This window comes from Pontibacillus sp. ABV4_188 (genome assembly GCF_056311905.1).
On the sequence record NZ_CM149975.1, the window covers coordinates 3,757,351 to 3,781,853 of the forward strand.

Genomic DNA, 24,503 nt, shown 5'->3' on the forward strand with positions numbered 1-24,503 from the left:
GCAATTTCACCCCTATCATCATTTGTTTGCAGAAACCAATTTCCGCTCGATTCGCTCTAGCTTGCCACTCACACTGCCGTCATAAATCCGGTTCCCGATGCGTAGCTTAATGCCACCAAGTAGGGATGGATCGATCACATTGTGGATGCGTAGAGACTGCTTGTTCAGTTTCTTAGAGAAAACATCTTGAACCATTTTCTCTTCATCTGGACCTAACGCTCGAACTGAATAGACTTCCGCTTCTGCAATCCCGCGCGCTTCGTTGGTTCGCTCAATAAACGCATCAACCATAGCCGGAATCATGTCCTCACGGTGACGATCGATTGACATCTCAAGCGTGTTCGTCACTTCTTCGGAGTACCCTTGAAACACTTCGCTAAGAAGCTGTTTCTTCTTATCCTTCTTAATACGCGGATGCTTCAGGAAAGAATTTAGTTGTTTATTGTTACGAAAAACTTCACGAATGGTGCGAAGTTCTTCTTCAAATGTTTCTAGTTTCGATTTTTCTTGTCCGAGTTGAAAAAGAGCCATTGCATAGCGTTTTGCTACTACTTCGTTACTCATCGCTCTTCTCCTACTTCTTTAATGTACTCATTGATTAGTTTCTCTTGGTCTTGCTCAGATAATTCTTTCTCAATTACCTTACTTGCAATGCGTACGGACAAGGAAGCCACTTGATCTTGAAGGGCTTGAATCGCTTTTTCTTTCTCAGTCTCAATTTCTTGACGAGCTGATTCTTTAATACGCTCACCCTCAGTGCGGGCAGCTGTAACAATATCTTGTTCCTGCTCTTTAGCAGTTTTCTTAGCATCTTCGATAATTTGATGTGCTTCTTGACGCGTCTTCTTCAGCTCTTCTTGAGCTTCATTCGACATACGCTCAGCATCTTGGCGGTTCTTCTCAGCCGTATCAATTTCGTTGGAAATGTGATCTTGGCGTTCTTTCATAACGTTCATTAGAGGTCCCCATGCAAATATGCGAAGAAGGACTAAAAGGATAATGAACGTGAAAAGAAGCGTGGCCATATCTCCCCATGCAACGCCGGTAGCTTCTGCCTCAGCGCCTAGAACTAAAAATCCAGTTAATGACTGCACACCATTCACTCCTTTCACACTTATCTGTAACAGGCATTACATTAGAAAAACTCGGCTTTTACTCCCCGTTAGGGTGAAAAGTCGGAGTTTTTCTATGTATCTTTTATTCTATTCAATTCATTAATGGTATAAGGAATGGCGAAGACAATACTGGTCGTACTCCGCCATTTGATTCAAAATCTATTAGCTTCCCATTACGATAAATGCGATAACAACGCCGATGATTGGAATCGCCTCTACTAGTGCAACACCGATGAACATTGTTGTTTGAAGGGCACTACGTAGTTCTGGTTGACGAGCGATCCCCTCTACCGTACGACTTACGATTAATCCGTTACCAATACCAGCACCAAGTGCTGCTAGACCTACTGCGATTGCAGCTGCTAAAGCTCCCATTTGAAAATTCCTCCTCTAAGATATTAGATAATGCATTACTTAAATTTTATAAATTAATGGTCATGACTCACTTTGTGAGACATATAAACCATTGTTAACATAACAAAGATAAAGGCCTGAATTGCGCCGACGAACACACTGAATCCTTGCCAAGCAATCATCGGAATCAGTCCGCCAAAGAATCCTCCTATACCAGAGGTCATCAATCCTGCCAGTAAACCTAAAAGAATTTCACCAGCGTAAATGTTACCAAATAAACGGAGTCCAAGTGTTAAGGTGTTAGCAAACTCCTCAATAACCTTAAGCGGGGCCAAGAAAGGCATTGGACGGAGAAAGTCTTTTCCGTACTCTTTCACCCCTTTGATCTTGATCCCGTAGTAGTGTGTAAGCACAACTACCATTGTGGCGAGTGTAAGTGCTAATCCAGGATCCGCGGTTGGAGATTTCCAATAAATCGTGTGATCCACACTAATCATTGTGATAACTCCAAGCATGTTTGAAACAAAGATGAACAGTAGCAAAGTTAATCCCAAAGGCAAAAATTGCTTCCCTGTCTTCCAGTCCATGTTGCTTCCAATGATCCCCTTTACGAAATCAATGACCCATTCCATAAAGTTCTGCATCCCTGTTGGCTTTCGTTTTAAGCTGGACGTTGCTGACACAGCCAAAATGAAAACGATAACAGCGCTGACAATAATCATCAGGACGTTGGACATGTTGAAATCCAGCCAGGATATGCCAAGTACATCCGTAACCATAGGTTGTTTGTGATCCAAATTCTTCACCTCTCTTCCTTGGGCTAATCTTGTGTATCTCTAAATCTAGAGATTAAAAATTCTATCATAATAACAACGTACGTTGTCATTAATCCAATAACGACTGCAATTAAGTGGAAATGTTGTGAATATTGAAGTGCGATAAGAATGGCTAGACCTGCAGCAGCAAACCTTGAAAAGGTTCCTAAAGCCCGACTAGTTCGGTTCTCTGAAGCAGCTTGTCCCATATGATTAATCTTACGCTGCATTAGCCAGAGGTTAAAAAAACTAATAACAGCTCCAAGGAGCAAGCTCAAAAAAATGACCTGATAGTCCGTAAACCCAGCACCGAGTACAATCAATGCGAGAAGGTATAACATCCATTTTCTTTGGCGGGTAATCATCTGTTGGAATTGTTGTGGCATGTTTAATCTTCTCCCGTGTATTTTCGCACTAAATAGATCGTGCCATATGTACCTGCGGCTAGTCCGGTGAAAAGACCTAGGATTAAAAAGAGTGGTGATGTGGTAAACTGGTTATCAAGCCAACGTCCAAAAAAAATTCCTACTAATGTGCATCCGGATAGTTGGGATAAGATCCCACTCGTTAATGCCATTGCTTTAAAAGGATTATCGTTCGAGGCCATGAAAACAGCTCCCACCTAGTTTTCATAGAAATCTTAAAAATTTTGTCGATTTATGAAAACCTTATCATTCCGCTTAAATTAGCATACAATAGGGGTTTTCTATTGTCAATCCGTTTGTGAAGAAAAGTCATCGCTGTAAAAATATGTGAGAACACATTCTCAATATCACAAATTCATTATTTCACAAGTGCACCCGTATTGTACACAAATCCCTTGCGGAAATCAAAAGTATTTTTTGGTTATAAAACGCTTACTGACTTTTCTATTTCGTATCAGGGTATTTTGTGACGTTTTTGTGAATTTTTTTAATAGAGGCTGTTCCAAAAGTTACTACAAAACTTTTGGAACAGCCTCTTTTTAATTGGGGCTATATTATATGGTAAAACACGTCGGAATTAGACGAATTTTGTTTCGTTTTTGGTGTGATTTATTGCGTTAGGGTCGTTGTCGTACTTTTTCTGGTTGTGCTGGGGTAGGTTTAGGTCTTCCGGCCAGGTATTTTTGCCATGCTGGGATGGGTGTAGGCCGTCACGCAGGGCTTTTCGGCCGTCTCCGATTATGCCCCTGCTCTTAAGTGAGCTCGAGAGTCTCCTCCCCTCTTTTTAAGGAATGGTTTGGCCAATAGTAATTGGTGTTTCGAATGACTGTGTTACTCCGTCTTTTTTAACTGTTACAACGGCTAGGTAGGTTCCGTCTTGCCCGACTTCTTTTTCAGTAAGTGTTCCTTCTACTACGCCTCGTTCAACGTCTTCGGTTATAAATAGCGGTCTGATGTAACGAAGGGTTTCTGGGTCATACAAGTCAACTTCTAGGACGTCTGCTGCTAGCGGGAGGTAGAGTTTGTACTGATATTCTTCGTCCGAGAACGGCTTCAGTGTGAATTCTAGTCCCATGGCGCGTGGGAATTCTGCTTTTTTAGTTAGGGCTAAGTAAGGTAGTTGATAGGTTGTATGATTATCTTTTAACTCAAGCCATCCTTGAATAAATGATTCATCCAGTTGTAAATTCCGCTGGTGAATGGATAAAGATATGGGAACGGTTTTCTTCTCGCCTGGTTGGAGGGCAAAACTCATGGGCAGCCTGAAACGGACTCCTTGTTCTCGTTTCGGGATTGTAAATCTGTAATCTTGTGTTTCGTCACTTGCATTTTCCACTGTAATGGTGGTTTCCCTCGTTTCCGTGTCGTCGAGTATTCGACCAAAGGCTAAACGGCCATTATAAAGTATGGAGGAAGGCTTGATTGCTTCGAGTGGTTCAATGCGCCCCATTCCTTGTGAAATAGGCTGAACGTTTTCTCCGTTCTCCTCTTTTAAAACCTTCGCGGTAGAAAGGAGGGCTGCTTTTAATTTCTCAGGGCCCCAATCCGGGTGCGCCTCTTTCAGTAAAGCTAGCGCCCCAGCGACATGCGGAGCTGCCATACTTGTGCCCTGTAAGTCTTTGTAACCTCCTGGGACGGTGCTTGAAATGGCAACTCCCGGTGCGACGATATCAGGTTTAATGTCCCAATTCCATGTTACAGGTCCTTTTGAACTAAAACTCGCAATTGTATCTTCATGCGTCTGGTACTTCGTATCGAGCCAGTTATTTGTATCCGCAATTTTTTTCTTGAGCCATTTGCCTTCTTCTTTTGTTAGAGAAGCGACAGGAATGGTCACTTCTCCTTCGATCGCCCCTTGTAGTTTCCCATCTTCATTATTGTAGATGAGTGCTGCTACGGCGCCGGCTTTTTGGGCCATTAGAGCTTTTTCAGTAAACGTGATTTCTCCACGCTCAAGTAAAGCAATTTTGCCACGAAGATTGTTTGAGATTTGTTTGCCGAGACCAGCCGATGCAATCGAGTACGTTTTTCTAAGATTCCATGGTACTGAACCCATCATTGGTGCAACGGGTATAGCTATGCGGGAAAGAGAATCGTAGAGGTATGGAATTTGAACAGGAGGCGTCGATGCTCCGACTGCAATGGACTTAACTGCTGTCGCAGGGGAACCTACTGTCCATTCGCCAGGACCTGAGTTGCCGTTTGATATAACCATGGCTACGCCCATATCTACAGCTTGGTTGACGGCGATACTTGTCGGCCAATCTGGACCATTCACAGAACTGCCCAGGGAGAGATTGATAATATCCATTCCATCTTCAACAGCCTGTTCAATCGCCGCAATCACTTGAACAGATGACCCAACTCCCCCCGGACCAAGGGCGCGGTATCCATACAGTTCGGCATCTGGAGCCATCCCTTTCAGCTTTCCATCGGCAGCAATAATACCTGCAACGTGTGACCCATGAAGTGTTGGCTCCCCTTGCGTTTCTAGTGTTTCCATCGGATCTTCATCAAGATCAACGACATCATACCCGCCTTTATAATTCTTCTTTAGATCAGGATGCGTGTAATCAATGCCTGTATCAATTACCCCCACCTTAACTCCTTTACCGGTGTAAGAAGTGGACCGAAATGGATCTTTATCTTCTAAAACGAAAGGAACACTTTCATTGATATGTACCTGATAGACTTGTTCAGGGAAAGATTGCTCTACGAAATCTGACTTCTCTACTCGCTCTAAGTCACGTACTGTTCCTTTAAGAGCCAAACCTTGGAGAAGCGTATCGTACACGTGAATGACTTCGACACGAGGATGATACTTTTCTATATACTCTTTCCACTTATGCGCATCATCTTCGACCTCGATAATAATCGACTCCAGCTCACGCTTCCCTGATGCGATCTTGCCTGGAATATTCATCATAATTAGCCCTGCAAGCATCAAAACCACAACAACCTTCTTCACAATTCCACCACCCTTTTCCCCTATCTTCTGAAAGAACCCACCACTTCATACATACAAAAACACTTTTGTACTGTGCAGGGATGCAGGGTGCCTGACACCCTTTAGTGCTGTGCTGTGGTGCTGGGTGTCTGGCACGCTTTAGTGCTGTGCTGTAATGCTGGGTGTCTGGCACGCTTTAGGTGGGTAAAGAAAAAAGCAAGGGGCACGGGGCCTCTTGCTTTTTGGGTTAGTCGTCTTTGGTTGTGAATGGTTGTGGTTTTTCTTCTTGGTAGTTGAAGAAGTAGCGCATGGCTTCGGCGATACGGGCGGATGCTTGGCCGTCTCCGTATGGGTTGGAGGCTTTGGCCATTGCTTCGTATGCTGTATCGTCTGAGAGTAATTCGTTTGCCATAGAGAAGATGTTCTCTTCGTCTGTGCCGGCAAGCTTCAATGTTCCAGCTTTTATTCCTTCAGGACGTTCGGTTGTGTCACGAAGGACAAGGACTGGTACACCAAGAGAAGGCGCTTCTTCTTGAACGCCGCCACTGTCGGTCATAATCAGGTGAGACCTAGACGCGAAGTTGTGGAAGTCGATTACATCTAACGGTTCAATTAAATGGATACGGTCATCGCTGCCTAAGATTTCGTTGGCTGCTTCTTGAACCGCTGGGTTTAAGTGAACCGGGTAAACCACTTCAACATCTTCATGTGTATCAACTAAACGCTTGATGGCTTTAAACATGCCGCGCATTTTGTCACCTAAGTTTTCGCGACGGTGAGCCGTCACGAGCACAAGACGTTTATCTTTCGTCTTCTCTAGGATCTCATGTGCATAATCGTCTTTAACGGTAGTTTTTAACGCATCAATCGCTGTGTTTCCTGTAACAAACAAGCTGTCTTCTGATTTATTTTCATCCAATAGATTCTTTTTGGATTGATTCGTTGGCGTAAAATGAAGATCGGCCATAACGCCTGTAAGCTGGCGATTCATTTCTTCTGGGAATGGAGAGTATTTATTCCACGTGCGAAGTCCTGCCTCTACGTGCCCGACCGGAATCTGGTTGTAGTAAGCGGCAAGGCTTGCTGCAAATGTTGTTGTTGTATCACCATGCACAAGCACCACGTCTGGCTTTGTTTCCTTCATCACGTTGTCTAAACCTTCAAGCGCACGCGTTGTAATCTCTGCTAGAGTTTGACGCGATTTCATGATGTTTAGGTCGTAATCAGGGGCAATGCCAAAGATGTTCATCACTTGGTCAAGCATTTCACGATGCTGGGCTGTCACGGTTACAATTGGTTCAAATTGGTCTGCACGTTTTTTCAGTTCCAAGACAAGAGGCGCCATCTTAATCGCTTCAGGTCTTGTCCCAAAAATCGTCATCACCTTAATTCGTTGGCTCATGTCGTTCACTCCAAACAAAACTTATTTCGTTCCGAACAGACGGTCTCCTGCGTCTCCTAAACCTGGTACGATGTAACCTTTTTCGTTCAGCTTCTCGTCCATTGCTGCAAGATAAATGTCTACATCAGGGTGTGCTGCATGAATTTCTTCTACCCCTTCAGGCGCACCTACTAGACACATTAGGCGAATTTGTTTAGCACCACGCTTCTTAAGAGAGTGGATGGCTTCGATCGCAGAACCACCCGTTGCAAGCATTGGGTCTACAACGATCATTTCACGTTCTTGAACGTCGCTTGGAAGCTTCACATAATATTCAACTGGCTTCAGTGTTTCCGGATCACGATAAAGTCCTACGTGTCCTACCTTCGCCGCTGGAATAAGGTCTAAAATACCATCTACCATTCCTAGTCCCGCGCGGAGAATTGGGATGATCGCAATCTTCTTACCTGAAATTACTTGGGATTTCGCTTCTGAAACGGGTGTTTGAATCGTCACTTCTTCTAATGGTAAATCACGTGTAATTTCAAACGCCATTAAAGCTGCTACTTCATCTACAAGTTCACGGAATTCCTTCGTTCCTGTTTCTGCCTTCCGTATGTACGTTAGTTTGTGCTGAATAAGAGGATGATCAAATACATATACCTTACCCATGAGCCGATCTCTCCTTTGATTGAATAGTTTGCATCCTTAAAATTGTACTGAATTATGGGATGCGTTTCAAGGTGATTTACACAATCTCTCGACAAAACATTCTTAAAGTTATTTGGCGTTTGTGACGGTTTTGTGAATTTTTTCTTCTATTAAAATAGGCGATTCATATCCTTTATAGTTTACCACAAGGTTTACTGTTTCATGAGCGGAAAGGTGTAGCAACTAAAAACACCCCAACTTCAGAGGAGTCGGAGTGTTCGAGGTTTGTTTATTCTTCTGTTTTATATAATAGTTTCTGCGCGAGGCCTGATAGGTTGTCGGTCGTGCCATGTATATCTTGGATGGCATCGACAATCTGATCGAGGTCTTCTTTATTTCGATTGAACATGTCTACGTACTGATTCATTTCCATCTTCACAGTAGCCAACCCGTTCGTTACTTGCTTCATATCTGTTTGGGACTGTTTCGTAGAGGCGTTCATTTCTTGCATGGAAGCCTGAAGCGTTTGAATGTTTTCGTTGCTTTCGTTTGTGATCGTATTAATTTGATTGCTCATTTGCTTTGAGTTCTCTGCTAATTTACGAACTTCTTCAGCTACGACAGCAAATCCTTTCCCACTCTCCCCAGCACGGGCTGCTTCAATCGACGCGTTTAAAGCAAGAAGGTTGGTCTGATCGGCAATACCCTCAATTTGGTTCGTGATCGACGTAATCTGTTTGGATAAAGAATCGAGTTTATCCATAGTCGCCATGCTTTTGTTAAACTGCTCTAAGACAGTTTGGAAAGAAGTAAGCATTTCGTTGACCTTATTGTCGTTCATTTCCGTTAACGAAATCAGATTCTGGCTACTTTTCTGCGTATTCTCTGTGTCCTTCCGAATACGACCTGCTTTCTCAGAAGTTTCATTCATCGATGCGTCAGTTTGTTCCACAGAAGCAGCAACCTCCTGGCTGATGGCAACGATTTCTCTGCGAAGAAGTTCATTTCGATCATTCGCTTCATTCGCTTCTACCGCTTTCACAGCCAGGTAGTGATCGACGACGAGTTGACTGTCCAGGTTCATAATGTTTGTTACGGCCACCAGGATATCCGAGAGTTTATGCGGCTGATCCTGATAAGACTCAACCACTTTTGGGATAAGTAGATTGCTTAGTGCTGAATAGGTAGCTAAGAACCACGCGACCGGAAGCTCCACCCCGCCATGAGTACGTCCAATGTGTTTTCTCATGTTCAAATATGCCTCATCTATATTCCCAGAAAATGCACTATCAAAATATTCTACGAATACCTGCTTCAGTCTATCGTGAGAACTATGATTCGTAGCGATTGCATTCAGACTAGGATGTGCATACAAATGCTCTAACACTTTATCTAAAAGTTGATCACTGAGCGCTAATACATCTGGTTTTACTTCCTTTAACGTAGCGAGTTGCTTATCTGTTAGGCTCATATAACTTAAGCGCCCAGCCAAGTCTTGATCCTCAACGGTTACGGGTGTGCCCATATCTGAATAGGCATGGATTGCCTCGAACCGTGCGGCTTGTCTCTTTTTTGTAAAAATACTCATCGTAATTCCCCCTTTATTCCTTCTTCTTATATCGGCTTTAGGTGGGGGAATCTTAATCATCGTTGCACATTTGGTTTGGTGGGAGGCTCTTTCGTCATACCACTGCTCTTTTGGTCATTCTGCTGTCTACCTTCGTCATTCCGCCGCTCCTTTGGACACTTCAGCCTCTCGTTTCGTCACTCCGACGCTCCCTTTGGTCATTCCTCTCCTCTCTTTCGTCACTCCGCTCTCTCTTTCGTCATTCCGCCGCTCCTTTGGACACTTCGACCTCTCGTTTCGTCACTCCAATGCTCTCTTTCGCCATTCCGCACCCTTTTTTGTCATCCTTACGCAAAAAATAAAAAACCGCCTCTCCCAAAAGGAAGAGGCGGTTCATTCATTTAAGCGTATAGCTCAAAACGAGAGGTTAGGGCGAGTACGCGGTCGCGGGCTTCGGCTAGTTTGCCTTCGTCTTCGTGGTTGTTCAGGGTGAAGGCGATGATGGATGCGATCTCATCCATTTCTTCTTCTTTGAAGCCACGGGACGTAACGGCTGCTGTTCCGATGCGGATCCCGCTTGTGACGAATGGGCTCTCAGGGTCGAACGGGATTGTATTTTTGTTTACGGTTATACCGATGTCATCAAGAGCTTGTTCAGCGACTTTTCCAGTTAGGTTTAATGGACGCAGGTCTAGTAGGAGCAAGTGGTTATCTGTTCCACCTGATACAAGACGGACGCCTTCTTTTTGCAGCGTTTCACCTAGGCGCTTGGCATTGTTGATGATAGAAGCGGAGTAGTCCTTGAAATCATCTTGAAGCGCTTCTTGGAAGCTTACGGCTTTTGCTGCGATGACGTGCATGAGCGGGCCACCTTGCATGCCCGGGAATAAAGATTTGTCGATTTTCTTAGCGTACTCTTCTTTACAAAGCACCATTCCACCGCGTGGGCCGCGAAGGGTTTTGTGCGTTGTTGTTGTAACGAAATCAGCATATGGAACAGGGTTTGGGTGGTGGCCTGTTGCCACTAGTCCAGCTACGTGCGCCATATCTACAAGGAGGTAAGCTCCTACTTCGTCAGCGATTTCGCGGAATTTCTTAAAGTCTATGGAGCGAGGGTACGCAGAAGCACCGGCTACGATTAGTTTCGGTTGTACCTCGCGCGCTTTCTCGCGTACCGCTTCGTAGTCGATTTGTTCTGTTTCTTGGTCAACGCCGTAGTCCACGAAGTTGTAAAGTTTTCCACTGAAGTTAACAGGGCTGCCGTGTGTTAAATGGCCGCCGTGGTTTAGGTTCATACCAAGGACAGTATCGCCTGGTTCTAGCACAGCAAAATAAACCGTCATGTTTGCCTGAGCGCCGGAGTGTGGCTGAACATTGGCATGGTCTGCTCCGAACAGTTTCTTTGCGCGGTCGCGAGCAAGATTCTCGGCGATGTCTACGTGTTCACAGCCGCCGTAGTAGCGTTTGCCAGGGTAACCTTCTGCATATTTGTTCGTTAATACAGACCCTTGCGCTTCCATAACAGCTTCGGAAACAAAGTTTTCTGATGCGATCAGTTCAATTTTCTCCTGTTGACGCGTTTTTTCGAGTTGAATGGCCTCCATAATCTCTGGATCAACTTGTTTTACGTGCTTCATGTGTACGTCCCCCTTTAAATTCGTTCGCCCTTCTTAATCACAAGTTACGGACGATTGTTGTTCTATTGTGTAAACTGCCCGGTTGCCACCAATTAACTTCGGACGTGATCTCACGGATGTTACGTGAGCCTCTCCGATCTTCTTTTGCTTAAACCTGACAGGTACAGCCACTTTCTTAATGTGCATGCCAATGAATGTGTCTCCAATGTCGATGCCAGCGTTGGCTGTGATTTCTTCAACCACGACCGGGTCATTCAGGTGGTGATAGGCATGCGTTGCCATCGAACCGCCTGCAGAACGAACCGGTATAACAGATACTTCTTCTAAACGATGCTCTCGCATGACCGCTCGGTCTAGAACGAGCGCTCGATTGAGATGCTCACAGCACTGGAAGGCTATGTGAATCCCGCATTGCTCTTTGAGGCGCATGAGTTCTTCAAAAATCTCCTCAGCAATACGGGCGCTTCCGCTTGTTCCGATATGTTCTCCTGCGACTTCGCTTGTGGAACAGCCCACAACGAATAGGTCGCCCTGTTTTAAGTATGAACTGTCGATCCACTCATCGACAATATGCTTTATGTCCTCATTAACAGTTGTAACCATGGAAGAATCACTCCCTTTAATAGGATATCAGAGGCACAAAAAGGAGAAGTAAAAACACGTATGCTTTTCTTCCCCTTTTCTCACTTTATGCTTCGTATTCAGTAATTTTAGAGACGCGGTTGGCGTGGCGTCCCCCTTCAAATTCCGCACTTAACCAAGTCTTAGCAATCTCGCGCGCAAGGCCTGGCCCAATTACACGCTCACCCATTGCAAGAACGTTAGAGTCATTGTGTTCACGCGTTACTTTAGCCGTGAATAAGTCATGAACGAGCGCACAGCGCACGCCTTTTACTTTGTTTGCAGAAATGGACATACCAATGCCTGTTCCGCAAATTAAAATGGCACGATCAAATTCGCCATTGGCTACGCGCTCGGCTGCCGGAATGCCGTAGTCTGGATAGTCGACAGAACCTTCACAGTCACAGCCGAGGTCTTCAAATTCAATGTTCATTTCTTCTAATAAATTCGTTACTTCTTTACGAATGTTCACGCCTCCGTGATCAGATGCTACGATTACTTTCATGGTGATCATCCCTTCTCTTAATCTGTAATTCGAAATCGATGGATTTGTTGCCTTAATCCGTCCGCTTGTTCGCCCAGCGCATGAGCGATTTGATCAATTGATTCAATCAACTCGGTCTGATGCTGGACGGTGGAACTGGCTTGGAGTGTACCGGCTGAGGTTTCTTCTGCAATGGCTGAGACTTCCTCGGATTGTATGGCTGTTGATTGGAGCGATGCCAGCTGTTGGTCAACGAGAGCCGAAATCTCTTGAACCGCTAGTGCCACTTCATTTACAGACGTAGACATATCCGCAATGGTCCGGTTCGTTTCCTCGCCCCTGTTTGCTTCCTTTCGAGCGAATTGAACCTGATCGTTAATTTTATGAACGACCTGGGAGACGTCTTTTTGCATCGTTTGAATGAGATCTGATATCCCTTTCACCGCTTTTCCGCTTTCATCAGCAAGTTTCCTTACTTCTTCTGCTACAACAGCAAAGCCTTTCCCGTGTTCTCCTGCTCGTGCTGCTTCGATTGAAGCGTTTAATGCAAGTAAGTTCGTCTGCTCGGCTAGGTTCCCGACAAGGGATATAATGTCTTCTACTTTCTTCGCGTTCGTTTCCATGCGTTCAACCGCTTCTAAAGACAACTCCTGTTCTTCTGCAATCGACTGAATGCCTTCAACAAGAGAGTACACCACTTTCTCGCTATCATTCAATGTTGTAATCATGTGAGTGGACATATCTTGAGAGAGCTTGGTCTTGTTTTGTACCTTGGTGGCAAGTTCTGTTGTTTCTTCAATCGCTTCGGCGGTTTGTTGAATGGCTACCGACGAGTTCTCAGAGCCCTCAGAGATTTCATCGATTGTCTCCGAAATGAGCCGCGCTTGGTTCGTCGCTTGCTCGGTCGCCTCTTTAATGGCTGTAACCGATTTGTTCGTTTCGCCAAAATTGTGGTCGATATTATGTACCATACCTCTCAAATTGGTCATCATCGTTCCAAAAGCCGTGCCAAGAGAGCGGATTTCATCGTCTGACTTCGATACAGCGACTTCGTCCGTAATGTCTCCAAGAGCTGCTTTGGCTGCGGTCTGTTCCAATTTAAGAAGAGGCTTTGTGATAAAACCTGCCGCTACATAGGCAAGGATGCCTGACCAGAGAATGCCTAAAGCAAACGTGATCAACGTAAAAGGAACGACAGAAATGCCGATTGTATCCTTAATCCGATCATAGAGTACATAGATAAACCACGCACTCGTTGAATACGTGATCACTGCAAGCGTTGTAATGAACACAACGAGCTTTACCCGAAGACTAAACCGATATTTCTTTTTATCCTCCAAACCTGCCATCCCCTTACAAATCCTTTGTCCTACTTATTGTCTAATTTTTTGATAAGAAGTTCAACATGTTTTTCAATTTCTGTAAGCGTTTTTTCATACGTATCTATGTCTCCTCCAAATGGATCGGAGATGTCTGAATTTGGGAGGTTGGCTTCGATTTCACGAATGAGTGAAATTTCTTCATTTAAGTGTTGGATAAGGGCTTGCTCAAGTTCTTGTGGCGAGTTATATTTTTCACGATTTTTTTGCAAAAAGACGGCCTTTCTATCTTCTAACGTAGAATAGGCTTCTTTCAGTTGCTGCCATTGATTGTGATCATTTTGAAGAACATATTCCTTTAACGTGAACACGTTATCTTCAAAGCGCGGATATTCCATCACGACGCTTTGCTTGTGCTGAGCCGTCATCGTAAGGACGATATTTGCCCATCTCATCAAGTCTTCAGAAAGAGGCTGCGATTCATGATTTAACGCAATTCCTTTCTGCTTTAACACTTGTTCTGTACCTTTTGAGGCTTTTGAGCCCTTGTGAGCGAAGATCCCAGCAGATCTCACTTCAATGTCTTCATGCTTTTCTCTTAACAATGCCTCTGCCATTGGACTTCTACACGTATTCCCCGTACACACAAACAAAATATGCTTCATTCTCAAACCTCCACTACTAGTGCTAATCTTACCTGCATTATAACATATCTATCCGGCTCTCGTCGGCGAGAGAAATCTTATAAAAACGCTCCTTTGCTCTTGGTGAGTAAAGGAGTGTTTTTAGTTACGAAGATTAAAATTCATGAATCGTTTCTCCGTTTTTATTTTTGTACTCGAATGTATTACGACGCCCATCTCCCCTTGATGGGTTATCGACTCTCTTGATGGTAAGCCCGATTCCTTTATAAAAAGGAAACGCAGCCTCGTAATTTCCTTCAAGGTCAATCTTCCAGTTTCCTTCTGTATCAATAAAGCCTTGCTTCTCCCCGGTGAACGCGTGTGCTAACCCATCGACATACCAGCTAATCTTATCAAATTCCATATCAACTACCATATGACCACCTTGGTTGATGACCCCGCATTTCTGATCCACACAAACCGTAGCATGGCCGTCATGGAAAGGGAACGCTCGGTCGTATTGAGGCTTGATCTTCATGTTACCCTCTTTGTCGACAAACCCAAATTGTCCATCGACGCTCACCGGAGCAACGCCCTCTGAGAAGCCATAGCCTTTCTCAAACGTTTGTCCCATCACTTGTTCCCCGTTCGTATCCATGTACTGGTACTGCCCATTTTTTATCACAAGAGCTACGCCGTCGTTAAAGTGGTAGGCTTCATCAAGGGTAGGGTTAATGACCATATCCCCACTTCTATTGATATAGCCCCATTGACCATCTTTAAAGACAGGGGCATACCCCTCTTTAAAACTTTTGGCTGCTTTGTATTGAGGTGGGATTACAAACTCTCCTTCCGGGTTAATAAAACCGTGTGCTCCTTCGGTGTATACAAGGGCACGGTTATTGTAAAACTGACGAGCTGAATCAAAGGTGGGTTCAATGGCCCATTCCCCTTCTTTATTAATAAAGCCAAAGGACTTCTTTTCACCTGGCTTTCCTGTTCCGACTAAATAAAGATCTCCATTGAAATAATAACTTTCCATGAGGCGTTCTGGACCTCGACCATAAATACCTGAATTTGGTTCAATCGGAGACATGAGATAGGTACCATCATAATCGGTCTCTATCACTAACTCTCCTGCTCCGTTGACGAACCCTAACTGAAATTTCTCATCTAATGTGAAATAAAGCGTGTCCTTCGAAGTAATCTCGCTATAAATGAAAAACGCAGCGCTCATAAGGATGATGAGAATCCCTGCTATAAGCCATGTTATCTTTGGCCGTTTAAAGCCTTTTCGTTCCGTTTTCTCAGAGAATAAAAACGGATCCTCCGACTCCGCTTCTTGCCGAATAGGAAGAGTGGGCACACTCTTTACCGTTGTTTCGTTTGATGATTCCGAACTTTCCTCCTGATTCTTTTTAGGTGTTTCGTATGTATGTTGCTGAGGTTCAAAATCGAACATGGATTCTTCGTTTTTATGTTGTATGTATTCCTCGTGCTGTTTACACTTCTCACACATCTCCCCCTTTTCAACCGGGGTTCCACAATTCTTACACTCTCCCACCTCTCCACCTCCACAATTTTCCTATGTCTATTACTATTGTAGCAGGAAGTGGGGGGATTTTTCGAAAATTATCCTCTTATTTTTGTGCAAAAAGGGAGCGTACGGTTAATGAGCGCTTGGGGTGTCTGGGGAACGGCTCGCTGTATTTTAGTTCACTGCCCCACCGTTTGGGCGTTACTATAACCACTTGAAACCTAAATGTGGTTTGTTTCCGTTTCCGCCAATTATAGGAAAGGTGGGCATGGAAACTGCGAGACTCCCGTGGGCAAAAGAGGCTCACCAGCTCCCCACAGGAAAGCGAGTAGTTTCCATGCCCACCTTCCACTCAATCAAGCTAACGGAAACATCCTCTCATCTTAGTTAAAAAAGCCGCCCGAAACTAGTTCGGACGGCTTCACACATTATACGGCGCAGCGGTTTGGACCGACTTCCATTTCACGTCGTTCGTCTGCGTCTGGTTGTTTTTTACCCATGTTCGTTTTACGAATTTCTTCGTGACTGTTCGGCTGAGGTGGAAGGTTATCCGTAACTAAGTGACGGAATTCACTTTCATCCTCTACTTGAAGACGATCATTGTTCTTATAAAGGTCTTCAAGCTTAGCCTGAACGGTACCTTCTTCATTGACCTCTTCCATCTTACCAAAGTGAGCCGGGAGCACGGTTAGGTTCTGGGAAACCTCTTTGTAGCGGCTGTAAAGCGTCTGGCGAAGGTCTTCTACCCAGTCTTCTGCTTTCCCTGCAAGGTCTGGGCGTCCGATGGATTGAACGAACAAAATGTCTCCCGTTAGCAGGTATTCCTGATCAACGATGAAGCTTGTGCTTCCGATGGTGTGTCCTGGAGAATAGAATGCAGCAATCGTGACATCGCCGACTGAGATTTCCTTGCCATCTTCTAGAGCGCTATAAGAAAACTCAACGCCTACATCATCTTGTTTAGGGAACCAGTACGTGGCGCCGTTTTGATCAGCTAACTCCTTACCGCCTGAGATGTGGTCAGCGTGTAGGTGCGTATCGAGTACATGTTTAATCGTGACATTTTGCTTCTTAGCGAATTCCTCATAGTGACCCGTCATGCGGTTCGCATCCACTACAGCAGCTTCACCGTTCGCAATGATCATGTAGGATAAGCAACCTTTACCAAGACGAAGGAATTGATACAGTTCACCTTTTCCGTTGAGGTCACCAATCTTGACGGGCTCAAGGTGTTCACTCCAAGACGTCATGCCTCCTTCAAGGTACGTTACTTCCTCAAGACCTGCTTCTTTTAGAAGGTCGACTGCTTTTTGTGAAGAAATACCACGAGCACAGACAACGTATACAGGCTGATCGTTTGGAAGCTTCTCTTTCACATCACCTGGGTCGCTCTCAAGCTGTTTAAACGGGATATTCAGACTTCGAACATTGCGGCCTTCAACAGCCCACCCTTCGTAGTCTTCTTCTTTTCGAATATCTAATAGAAACACTTCTTCATTGTTTAAAATCTTCTTCGCTAATACATCGACTGTTAATGGTTGTAGTGCCATTTAAACCCCTCCTGTTCATAATTAGAAAAGAATGTCCCACCAAATTTTGATGGCTGTACCGATAATGAGTACGGCAAGAATCGTTTGTAACACTTTCGTATTGGCTTTCTTCCCGGCTTCTGCTCCAAGTTGCGAGGTGATGATGCTTGCAATACCAATGGCCAATGCAGGCATAATAGGTACATCACCAGAGAACAGTTTGCCTGTCACGGCACCGATAGATGAGATGAATGTGATCGCCAATGAGGAAGCGATCGTCATCCGGGTCGGTATGTGAAGAATGCTTAGCATAATCGGAACGAGCAAAAATGCCCCGCCTGCCCCAACAATACCGGCTCCAATTCCGACAAGAAAGGCGGAAATAGAAGCGATCCATTTGTTGAAATCAGGATGAGCGCTCCCCTCCTCCTCTTCGTGAGTAGGAATGAGCATCATCGCTACGGCTATGAGGGCAAGGACGCCGTATACAATATTGACGACTTTTTCAGATAAGTAAGAGGCACCAAATCCTCCTAATAAACTACCGAGGAGAATGCTGATCCCCATGTAGAGAATTAACTTCTTGTGAAGGTAGTTCCCTTTCCGGTACCCCCATACGCCTCCAAATGATGCAACGAAAACCTGAACAGCCACAATGCCCGCGGCCGCATGAGCGCTAAATGCTGCAAAACCGAGAAGTGGCGGGATGTAAAGCACCATCGGATAGTTGACAATAGCGCCCCCAATGCCTACTAAACCAGACACGAAAGAACCTACAAGTCCAATAACAAAAACCGTGATCAATAATGACCATTCCATACAACTAGCACCTCTTTACCTGCCACAGCTTCTCTCTTAGTCTGCAATCCCCGTCCACTTTTTATCCTTAAAAATACCTTCCCAATACCTATACCACCACATGTACTCACAAAACATAAAAAACACCCTCCACCGCTTTAACGCAATGAAGGGTGTCTGGCACGCTTTTTTGCTTTAGAGCAGTGCAGGGTGCCTGGCACGCTGTGGGTCTTTACTGCACTAAAGAAGCGCGTGGGTTATAGGATGAGTTGGAGTCCGAATGCGCAGAGGATGCTGCCGCCGAACATTTCGGAGTATTTGCCGAGGAGGCCTTGGACTTTTTTACCTAATAAAAGTCCTCCCCATGTCAGTACAGTGCTTGCAAGACCGAATAGAATTAACGTAACGAGGGTCCTTGCCCCGGACATGCCAAGACTCAAACCCACTGAGAAGCTGTCTAAACTAACGCTTAAGGAAAATATAATGAGGCCAAAGCCTACAGGTGTGAAAGCAGGCGTTTCGTCTTTTTTGAAGGACGAGTAAAACATCTGCGCCCCTAGTACGAGAAGCAAAACGCCACCTGCCACTGTGGCTACTGATCCTAGTTGAGCAGATAAAAATCGCCCGAGCACCATTCCACCAAAAGGCATAATCACGTGAAAGATACCTACCGTCAGTCCAATGGTACCTATTTTACGAAGGCGAAGTGGGATCATCCCCATACCAAGCCCTATTGAAAAAGCATCCATGCCTAATGCGATTGCCATCATGGCAAGGGTGACGATTTCTCCAATGATCGTTACCGAATCCATATAAAAACTCCCCCTCGGGACATGCTAGTTCAGCATATGCGAAAGAGGAGGAGTTTAGAAGATTCTATTTATCTTGAGTAATGACTTGCGTCGCGGCTTTCTTCAATCGGTTCATAACCGCATAGCCCATTCCGTGTTCCGGGAAACTCTCACAAAGTATAACATCGATTGTTTCTGTTGAGAACGAACGAAGCGCGCCATATAAGTGGACAGCTACTTCATTCAAATGATCACGTGAACCGCATACTTGAACTTCATCGGCTTGAATCTGTTCTGCATGTTCCTGACTAATAATGACGCCAACGCGTTTATCGTTTTTCTGTAGTTGATCGACCTGACGCTGCAGAAATGCGAGGTCGCCTTCCACTAGCCATAGAGGGGCTTCTGGGGCATAGTGGGTATATTTCATGCCTGGTGACTTTGGCTTTTCCTTTTGGTTGACTAAGGCTGGATCAAAATCCGTCGGCCCCACAACTTCCTCAATGTCCTCTTTTGTAATTCCGCCTGGCCTTAAAATGACCGGGCGATCACCTGTACAGTCAACAACTGTTGACTCAACCCCAACCCCTGTAGGGCCACCATCTACAATTCCAGCTACTCGACCATTTAAATCTTTATAGACGTGCTCAGCTGAAGTCGGGCTCGGACGACCTGATCGGTTCGCACTCGGAGCCGCAAGAGGGAGGCGACATGCTTGCAGCAAAGCTCGCGCTACGGGGTGATCTGGAATTCGCACACCAACTGAGGATAATCCAGCCGTTACATTAGAGGCACAAGCGCCGTTACTTTCCAAAATAAGAGTCAACGGACCAGGCGCGAAGGCATCAATTAACTTATGAGCCATTGGCGGAATATGGGTTACGACTTCTTCAATCTGATCTTTATCAGCTACATGAACAATAAGAGGATTGTCCGCCGGGCGGCCTTTAGCATCGAAAATCCCTTGCACCGCTTGTTCGTTCAGCGCATTTGCTCCAAGTCCATAAACGGTCTCAGTCGGAAAAGCTACCGCTTGATGATCTTCAAGAAGCGCCGCTGCTTCTTCTATTTGTATAGGATCGACGTTACTCGGGTCGATTGTCCAAAATTTCGTTTCGGTTGTACTCAATTGTCGAGCATCCTTTCTTGTTTGCCAACATTATTCTCTTATTATGAGCTTTCTTATCCCTTTTCCGCAAGTTTTCTATAAAATCTTATGAGTAAGATCTAGATTAAACGGGTAGAGTGTAATTGTGAAGCAAACAAATGTATGGAGGGATTATTCATGAAAGTACTTTATACAGCAGAAGCAACAGCAAAAGGCGGCCGTGAAGGTTCGGTTTCCACGTCAGATAATAAAGTTGAACATAACCTGTCTACGCCTGAAGGTCTTGGCGGCCCAGGTGGCGAAGGTACAAACCCTGAGCAACTATTTGCTAGTGGTTATTCCGCATGCTTCGATGGTGCTTTAAACCTTGTTGCGGACCAGTCTGGTGAAGACATTGAATCCAAGGTAACGGCTAAAGTTGACATTGGTAAAGGCAATGACGGCTTAGGTCTTGGCGTGCAAATCCACGTTGAGATCAGCGGTGTGGATCAAGCGAAAGCTGAAGAACTTGTGAATAAAGCACACGATGTATGCCCTTATTCAAAAGCAACACGCGGTAATATTGAAGTATCTCTAGAAACGAAGGCTGTGTAAAGCAGGCTTAATTGAACGCAGGAAGAGGCTATCCATTTTTGGATAGCCTCTTTTTATATAGCAAATGTGAATAAAAGGGGGGTTCATCCACATGTTTGCACAAGTTATTAACAGGTTTTATCCACAAGTGTGAATAACTATATTGCTTTTGATGTATAACACCACCAGTTCCCGGTTTGGGCTGGTCGATCTTCATCTTTTACGGGGACGTCTGAAGAGTTGATCTGTTGGTATTGATACGTTTTGAGTAAAGGCTCGAGCGTCCTCTGGTGACTAAAGACATAGAGTTTATCAAGCCCTTGTTCTTCTACATGCTGCTGCAGCACTTCAAAAAGCGTCAGGACAAGTTCTGGTCGTACACCAGACTGAAAATAGAGTGATCTAAGCCATATTGATCCTTCTTCAACAGGAACAAGCGCTACAAATCCTTGTTGTTCTCCATTTAATGTTACGATATGGCCATGTTCCATTAGTCTTTCCCGGTCGGTAAGTTCCTCCATTTTATCCCCAAAGAAGTCTTCCATTGTGGATTCTTCATGATCTTTTATATGAGTTAGTTCAATCATTTCCATTCCCTCCCTAGCGTTCTTATTACCATCTATATGAGGTACTAGAGAGGATATGATAGATTTCTATAAAAAGTTGAACCATTTACTCAAGAAGAACTTTACTTCCACTTCTTCTCGCTCAGCCTTTGCATTTGATTCTACCTCAGTCTCTTCGATTTCTTCTGAATCGCTAGACTCTTCAGATTGGACTGGTTGCTGTGACGGCTCTGGTTGGTCTGTTGTCTCAGCAGCTACCGATGTGCCATTGTTGAAGTCAAGGAAGCAAAGCGGCGGGAATAGAACACACCACCAGTTAGCGCCATCTCCTTTTCCAAGTGAGATGAGAATAGCTTCATACTCACCAGCAGGGTATAGATAAGTCCCATAAAGTTTAGCTGGGAACTTCACTTGTTTTCCATAATCCACAGTATAGGTTTGATGAATGCCTTCTTCTTTCAACACGTTATCCACAATGTCTTCTAATTCACCTAAACGACTTTGGATTAGCTCGCGAGCTGCTTCAATAGATGTTAACTCTTCTACCCATACGGTAATTTCAGCGTTCACAGCATCTCGGACTTTTCGCTTAATGGCCTGATCTTTACCCCCGTCACTATTTGCTAGAATGCGTAAACGAATCGCTTGATCCGGAATTACTTGAATATCCGTACCGCGATCTGGTGCTTCATTATACCCTTCAAGCGTGTAAGGAAATAAAACGGCACCAAGCACCACTAACAAAACAACACCAATTGCCTTCTTCACGTTCACCTTCTTCAACATATTCATATCCCCCGTCCCCTTTTCGTTTTGTTTCGTCCTTTTCTCTTACAAACAGTATGAACACCCAAACCAAACCCTATACCCACAAATCTACTAAAAAATAAATCTATCACTTTAGCAAACTAAAGCGTGCCAGACACCCTTTCATGCTGTGAAGAGGTGAAGGGTGTCTGGCACCCTTCTATGCTGTACTGTGGTGAAGGGTGTCTGGCACGCTGTAGTGCTTTAGAGCGAAAGGGGAATAAAAAAGCCTGACTCGTTTAGAGCCAGGCTAGGATGATTCGGTCTTTTTGATTGATGTCTTGCAGGACGTTGACTGTTGCATCCGGGAAGGTTTCTTTGACGATAGCTGATACGGCTTCTCCTTGGTTATGGCCGATTTCAAAAGCTAGGAGTGCTTCTTCTGCCTTCACGTGAGGCACTTGACTCACAATAGCGCGATAAGCGGCTAAGCCGTTATCTTCTGCGAACAGCGCTAATTCAGGATCATGGTTGATGACGACATCTGATAGTGATGAGCGATCTGATTCCGGAATGTAAGGAGGGTTGGAGATAATTACATCCATTTTGTCTCCCGCTTCCATAATCGGTTCAAGAAAGCTCCCTTCATAAAAGCAGACGTCAGCATTATGGGTTGCTGCGTTTTGCCTTGCAACGTGTAAGGCTTCAGGGGACAAGTCAACTGCTCGCATCTCCACCTCCGTTAGCTCTAACGCTAATGTAATGGCGATAATCCCACTGCCTGTCCCTACGTCTACCATATTCAATTTGCGCTCTCGCAAGGCTTTCTTTTTCAATTGCTCCGTAACGGCAACAATGAGTTCTTCTGTTTCAGGTCGAGGGATTAAGACGTGTGGGTTCACTTTAAACTCACGCCCGTAAAACTCCTCATGTCCGATTAAATGCTGAACGGGAACGCCTTCTTCCGCATGAATATGGATGTCTCTCTGAAACTGAGTGAAGATCTCTTCGCCTACTTCATCTCTGGCATTAGCTAGAAGCTGGGCGCGACCGCACTCCAAATGGTGCATCAGTAACAAGTCTGCGACATTTGTTTCTCGATTGTGTTCCGTTAAAAAAGAGGAAGCCCATCGACGGGCTTCCCAAATTGTGTGTTTCGCCATTTTATTCTCCGATCGAAGCAAGCGCTTTTGTCTGTTCTTCTAGAATAAGCGCTTCTGTGATCTCGTTTAAGTTTCCTTCTAGGATCTTATCAAGCTTCTGGATCGTTAAACCAATGCGGTGGTCCGTCACGCGGTTTTGCGGGAAGTTGTACGTACGAATACGCTCTGAACGGTCACCAGAACCAACAGCGGATTTACGGTTTTCATCGTATTTCGCTTGTTCTTCTTGTTGAAACTTCTCATAAATACGAGCACGCAAAATCTTCATCGCTTTCTCTTTGTTCTTAATCTGGGATTTTTCATCCTGACAAGAAGCGACGATACCCGTTGGTTCGTGCGTTAGACGAACAGCGGACATTGTGGTGTTTACACTCTGTCCTCCTGGTCCACTTGATGCGAACGTGTCAACGCGGATTTCTTTTTCATTGATATCCACTTCTACTTCTTCTGCTTCTGGTAAGCAGGCAACGGTCGCTGTAGATGTGTGAATACGACCACCAGATTCCGTCTGAGGAACACGTTGTACACGGTGTGCACCGTTCTCAAATTTAAGCTTAGAGAATGCTCCACTACCGTTGATCATGAAGATAATCTCTTTATAGCCGCCTACTTCACTTTCGTGAGCTTCAATGACTTCTGTCTTCCAACCATGTGCTTCTGCATAACGAGAGTACATGCGGTATAAGTCACCAGCAAATAAAGCGGCTTCGTCTCCGCCTGCAGCACCGCGGACTTCCATAATAACGTTCTTCTCGTCATTTGGATCCTTAGGAATAAGAAGGATTTTCAGGCGCTCTTCCATCTTTTCTTTCTCGTCGGAGAGCTCAGAGATCTCTTCTTTAGTCATTTCTTTCATTTCTTCATCAAGATCTTCTTCTAACATAGCTTTCGCTTCATCAAGCTGTTCTGAAGTATCTTTGTATTCACGGTAAACTTGAACCGTTTCTTCAAGTCCCGCTTGCTCTTTCGAGTATTCACGTAGTTTGTTTGAATCGCTCACGATTTCCGGGTCGCTAAGCAATTCATTTAGTTTTTCATACCGATCTTCTAAGGTTTGAAGTCTTTCTAACACTTGCATCCACCTCTTTTTTGTCCATAACATTCTAATTATAGTATAGGCGATAATGGGAGTCAAAAGAAGTCATAAACGCACATTTTTTTAATCCCTGCCCATCAAGCCCATCTACCTATGTAAAAAGATCAGCCATAAATCAGCTGACCTTCCGCAATTTGCTTTATTACTATAAAGTGCTATATGGTGTCTGGCACCCTTTAGCACGCTAAAGTTAATCGACGATCTTGACGCGAATGTTGTAACGAGGGAGTGCACGCTGAATGGCGGTTTTGATCTTATTAGCTTTTACCATTCGCTCATCGTTGCTCTTGATCTTCTCTTCCACGGTAACTCGAACGCGCACAACATCTTTATTGAACGTAACACGCCTGACCGTTACGCCTTCTAGCGTATCGACTGCTTCAAAGACTTTTTCTTTATCTTTCTTTAGTCCCCAAGTTTCGCCTACTTGGTTGATCTGCATTGGATTATCAGATTGCAAATTGCGGGAGCGTTTAGGTTCGTGTTCCATTAATGAATCCGTATTCTTTGCGAAGAACTGAACATCACGCACTTCATCTGTTCCTTGTGGGTTAGAGGCGCAAGCACTTAACAACGTTGCTGCGACTAAACCTACTGACACTAAAGCTGCTCTCATGGAGAAACCTCCTTCTCGGCTTGTTTCTCTTAGCTTCTCC

Annotated in this window: 26 protein-coding genes; 1 reads left to right on the forward strand and 25 read right to left on the reverse strand. The window is 44.7% G+C overall.

What is annotated here, in order from left to right:
- Window positions 1–18 precede the first annotated feature (18 nt).
- From ACYX4O_RS18915 to ACYX4O_RS19010, 20 genes are all read right to left on the reverse strand, one after another.
- Window positions 19–564, reverse strand: coding sequence for a F0F1 ATP synthase subunit delta (locus ACYX4O_RS18915; RefSeq protein WP_188650540.1), 546 nt, complete (start codon window positions 562–564; stop codon window positions 19–21).
- Window positions 561–1,094, reverse strand: a complete 534-nt coding sequence (locus ACYX4O_RS18920) for a F0F1 ATP synthase subunit B (protein WP_476353137.1) — start codon at window positions 1,092–1,094, stop codon at window positions 561–563. Before ACYX4O_RS18920 ends, ACYX4O_RS18915 begins: the two co-directional genes overlap by 4 nt.
- A gap of 183 nt (window positions 1,095–1,277) precedes the next feature.
- Complete coding sequence (atpE, locus tag ACYX4O_RS18925) at window positions 1,278–1,490, reverse strand: F0F1 ATP synthase subunit C (RefSeq protein WP_188650544.1); 213 nt, start codon at window positions 1,488–1,490, stop codon at window positions 1,278–1,280.
- A gap of 53 nt (window positions 1,491–1,543) precedes the next feature.
- Window positions 1,544–2,266 carry a F0F1 ATP synthase subunit A gene (gene atpB, locus ACYX4O_RS18930; protein ID WP_207528531.1) on the reverse strand — a complete coding sequence of 241 codons (723 nt, stop codon included), beginning with the start codon at window positions 2,264–2,266 and terminating at the stop codon, window positions 1,544–1,546.
- A gap of 23 nt (window positions 2,267–2,289) precedes the next feature.
- The gene (locus tag ACYX4O_RS18935) at window positions 2,290–2,670 is read right to left on the reverse strand and encodes an ATP synthase subunit I (protein ID WP_188650548.1); all 381 of its coding nucleotides are present in this window, start codon (window positions 2,668–2,670) and stop codon (window positions 2,290–2,292) included.
- 2 nt (window positions 2,671–2,672) lie between these two features.
- Window positions 2,673–2,891, reverse strand: a complete 219-nt coding sequence (locus ACYX4O_RS18940) for an AtpZ/AtpI family protein (RefSeq protein ID WP_036779991.1) — start codon at window positions 2,889–2,891, stop codon at window positions 2,673–2,675.
- A gap of 602 nt (window positions 2,892–3,493) precedes the next feature.
- A complete protein-coding gene (locus tag ACYX4O_RS18945) occupies window positions 3,494–5,677 on the reverse strand; it encodes a S8 family serine peptidase (RefSeq protein ID WP_476353141.1) in 2,184 nt (727 codons plus the stop codon).
- A 226-nt stretch (window positions 5,678–5,903) separates the two neighbouring features.
- Window positions 5,904–7,058 carry a non-hydrolyzing UDP-N-acetylglucosamine 2-epimerase gene (wecB, locus tag ACYX4O_RS18950; protein WP_476353143.1) on the reverse strand — a complete coding sequence of 385 codons (1,155 nt, stop codon included), beginning with the start codon at window positions 7,056–7,058 and terminating at the stop codon, window positions 5,904–5,906.
- Between the two features lie 21 nt (window positions 7,059–7,079).
- On the reverse strand, window positions 7,080–7,709 hold the full coding sequence (upp, locus tag ACYX4O_RS18955; RefSeq protein WP_476353145.1) for a uracil phosphoribosyltransferase: 630 nt from the start codon (window positions 7,707–7,709) through the stop codon (window positions 7,080–7,082).
- Window positions 7,710–7,977: 268 nt separating this feature from the next.
- The gene (locus tag ACYX4O_RS18960; RefSeq protein WP_476353147.1) at window positions 7,978–9,276 is read right to left on the reverse strand and encodes a methyl-accepting chemotaxis protein; all 1,299 of its coding nucleotides are present in this window, start codon (window positions 9,274–9,276) and stop codon (window positions 7,978–7,980) included.
- Between the two features lie 380 nt (window positions 9,277–9,656).
- Entirely contained in the window at window positions 9,657–10,892 is a 1,236-nt protein-coding gene (locus ACYX4O_RS18965; RefSeq protein ID WP_476353149.1) for a serine hydroxymethyltransferase, read from the reverse strand.
- Window positions 10,893–10,925: 33 nt separating this feature from the next.
- Complete coding sequence (locus tag ACYX4O_RS18970; protein ID WP_476353151.1) at window positions 10,926–11,495, reverse strand: TIGR01440 family protein; 570 nt, start codon at window positions 11,493–11,495, stop codon at window positions 10,926–10,928.
- An 85-nt stretch (window positions 11,496–11,580) separates the two neighbouring features.
- A complete protein-coding gene (gene rpiB / locus ACYX4O_RS18975) occupies window positions 11,581–12,018 on the reverse strand; it encodes a ribose 5-phosphate isomerase B (protein WP_476353153.1) in 438 nt (145 codons plus the stop codon).
- A gap of 17 nt (window positions 12,019–12,035) precedes the next feature.
- Window positions 12,036–13,346, reverse strand: coding sequence for a methyl-accepting chemotaxis protein (locus ACYX4O_RS18980; RefSeq protein WP_476353155.1), 1,311 nt, complete (start codon window positions 13,344–13,346; stop codon window positions 12,036–12,038).
- Window positions 13,347–13,366: 20 nt separating this feature from the next.
- Window positions 13,367–13,981, reverse strand: coding sequence for a low molecular weight protein arginine phosphatase (locus tag ACYX4O_RS18985; protein ID WP_476353156.1), 615 nt, complete (start codon window positions 13,979–13,981; stop codon window positions 13,367–13,369).
- Window positions 13,982–14,114: 133 nt separating this feature from the next.
- Window positions 14,115–15,503: a WG repeat-containing protein gene (locus ACYX4O_RS18990; protein ID WP_476353158.1), complete on the reverse strand. Its 1,389-nt coding sequence runs from the start codon at window positions 15,501–15,503 to the stop codon at window positions 14,115–14,117.
- 401 nt (window positions 15,504–15,904) lie between these two features.
- The gene (locus ACYX4O_RS18995; protein ID WP_476353160.1) at window positions 15,905–17,026 is read right to left on the reverse strand and encodes an MBL fold metallo-hydrolase; all 1,122 of its coding nucleotides are present in this window, start codon (window positions 17,024–17,026) and stop codon (window positions 15,905–15,907) included.
- 21 nt (window positions 17,027–17,047) lie between these two features.
- Window positions 17,048–17,824: a sulfite exporter TauE/SafE family protein gene (locus tag ACYX4O_RS19000; RefSeq protein ID WP_476353162.1), complete on the reverse strand. Its 777-nt coding sequence runs from the start codon at window positions 17,822–17,824 to the stop codon at window positions 17,048–17,050.
- A gap of 236 nt (window positions 17,825–18,060) precedes the next feature.
- A complete protein-coding gene (locus ACYX4O_RS19005; RefSeq protein ID WP_188650572.1) occupies window positions 18,061–18,615 on the reverse strand; it encodes a manganese efflux pump MntP in 555 nt (184 codons plus the stop codon).
- Between the two features lie 64 nt (window positions 18,616–18,679).
- A complete protein-coding gene (locus ACYX4O_RS19010) occupies window positions 18,680–19,723 on the reverse strand; it encodes an L-threonylcarbamoyladenylate synthase (RefSeq protein ID WP_476353164.1) in 1,044 nt (347 codons plus the stop codon).
- A gap of 156 nt (window positions 19,724–19,879) precedes the next feature.
- Between ACYX4O_RS19010 and ACYX4O_RS19015 the strand changes: the two genes are divergently transcribed.
- Window positions 19,880–20,296, forward strand: a complete 417-nt coding sequence (locus ACYX4O_RS19015; protein ID WP_476353165.1) for an organic hydroperoxide resistance protein — start codon at window positions 19,880–19,882, stop codon at window positions 20,294–20,296.
- Between the two features lie 137 nt (window positions 20,297–20,433).
- Here ACYX4O_RS19015 and ACYX4O_RS19020 read toward each other — a convergent pair whose 3' ends face one another.
- The 5 genes from ACYX4O_RS19020 to ACYX4O_RS19040 form a co-directional block, all read right to left on the reverse strand.
- Entirely contained in the window at window positions 20,434–20,862 is a 429-nt protein-coding gene (locus ACYX4O_RS19020) for a GNAT family N-acetyltransferase (protein WP_476353167.1), read from the reverse strand.
- Between the two features lie 66 nt (window positions 20,863–20,928).
- A complete protein-coding gene (gene spoIIR / locus ACYX4O_RS19025) occupies window positions 20,929–21,633 on the reverse strand; it encodes a stage II sporulation protein R (RefSeq protein WP_476353169.1) in 705 nt (234 codons plus the stop codon).
- 254 nt (window positions 21,634–21,887) lie between these two features.
- On the reverse strand, window positions 21,888–22,751 hold the full coding sequence (gene prmC / locus ACYX4O_RS19030) for a peptide chain release factor N(5)-glutamine methyltransferase (RefSeq protein ID WP_476353171.1): 864 nt from the start codon (window positions 22,749–22,751) through the stop codon (window positions 21,888–21,890).
- A gap of 1 nt (window position 22,752) precedes the next feature.
- Complete coding sequence (gene prfA, locus ACYX4O_RS19035; RefSeq protein ID WP_476353173.1) at window positions 22,753–23,823, reverse strand: peptide chain release factor 1; 1,071 nt, start codon at window positions 23,821–23,823, stop codon at window positions 22,753–22,755.
- A gap of 214 nt (window positions 23,824–24,037) precedes the next feature.
- Complete coding sequence (locus ACYX4O_RS19040; RefSeq protein ID WP_476353175.1) at window positions 24,038–24,463, reverse strand: hypothetical protein; 426 nt, start codon at window positions 24,461–24,463, stop codon at window positions 24,038–24,040.
- Window positions 24,464–24,503 lie beyond the last annotated feature (40 nt).

Excerpts from the sequence above, each read along its gene's own strand:
- ACYX4O_RS18915 (WP_188650540.1), bottom strand. The coding sequence starts at position 564 with ATGAGTAACGAAGTAGTAGCAAAACGCTATGCAATGGCTCTTTTTCAA.
- atpE (WP_188650544.1), bottom strand. The coding sequence starts at position 1,490 with ATGGGAGCTTTAGCAGCTGCAATCGCAGTAGGTCTAGCAGCACTTGGT.
- ACYX4O_RS18935 (WP_188650548.1), bottom strand. The coding sequence starts at position 2,670 with ATGCCACAACAATTCCAACAGATGATTACCCGCCAAAGAAAATGGATG.
- ACYX4O_RS18940 (WP_036779991.1), bottom strand. The coding sequence starts at position 2,891 with ATGGCCTCGAACGATAATCCTTTTAAAGCAATGGCATTAACGAGTGGG.
- wecB (WP_476353143.1), bottom strand. The coding sequence starts at position 7,058 with ATGAGCCAACGAATTAAGGTGATGACGATTTTTGGGACAAGACCTGAA.
- upp (WP_476353145.1), bottom strand. The coding sequence starts at position 7,709 with ATGGGTAAGGTATATGTATTTGATCATCCTCTTATTCAGCACAAACTA.
- ACYX4O_RS18960 (WP_476353147.1), bottom strand. The coding sequence starts at position 9,276 with ATGAGTATTTTTACAAAAAAGAGACAAGCCGCACGGTTCGAGGCAATC.
- ACYX4O_RS18965 (WP_476353149.1), bottom strand. The coding sequence starts at position 10,892 with ATGAAGCACGTAAAACAAGTTGATCCAGAGATTATGGAGGCCATTCAA.
- ACYX4O_RS18970 (WP_476353151.1), bottom strand. The coding sequence starts at position 11,495 with ATGGTTACAACTGTTAATGAGGACATAAAGCATATTGTCGATGAGTGG.
- rpiB (WP_476353153.1), bottom strand. The coding sequence starts at position 12,018 with ATGAAAGTAATCGTAGCATCTGATCACGGAGGCGTGAACATTCGTAAA.
- ACYX4O_RS18980 (WP_476353155.1), bottom strand. The coding sequence starts at position 13,346 with ATGGCAGGTTTGGAGGATAAAAAGAAATATCGGTTTAGTCTTCGGGTA.
- ACYX4O_RS18985 (WP_476353156.1), bottom strand. The coding sequence starts at position 13,981 with ATGAAGCATATTTTGTTTGTGTGTACGGGGAATACGTGTAGAAGTCCA.
- ACYX4O_RS18995 (WP_476353160.1), bottom strand. The coding sequence starts at position 17,026 with ATGGCACTACAACCATTAACAGTCGATGTATTAGCGAAGAAGATTTTA.
- ACYX4O_RS19000 (WP_476353162.1), bottom strand. The coding sequence starts at position 17,824 with ATGGAATGGTCATTATTGATCACGGTTTTTGTTATTGGACTTGTAGGT.
- ACYX4O_RS19005 (WP_188650572.1), bottom strand. The coding sequence starts at position 18,615 with ATGGATTCGGTAACGATCATTGGAGAAATCGTCACCCTTGCCATGATG.
- ACYX4O_RS19015 (WP_476353165.1), top strand. The coding sequence starts at position 19,880 with ATGAAAGTACTTTATACAGCAGAAGCAACAGCAAAAGGCGGCCGTGAA.
- ACYX4O_RS19020 (WP_476353167.1), bottom strand. The coding sequence starts at position 20,862 with ATGATTGAACTAACTCATATAAAAGATCATGAAGAATCCACAATGGAA.
- spoIIR (WP_476353169.1), bottom strand. The coding sequence starts at position 21,633 with ATGAATATGTTGAAGAAGGTGAACGTGAAGAAGGCAATTGGTGTTGTT.
- prmC (WP_476353171.1), bottom strand. The coding sequence starts at position 22,751 with ATGGCGAAACACACAATTTGGGAAGCCCGTCGATGGGCTTCCTCTTTT.
- ACYX4O_RS19040 (WP_476353175.1), bottom strand. The coding sequence starts at position 24,463 with ATGAGAGCAGCTTTAGTGTCAGTAGGTTTAGTCGCAGCAACGTTGTTA.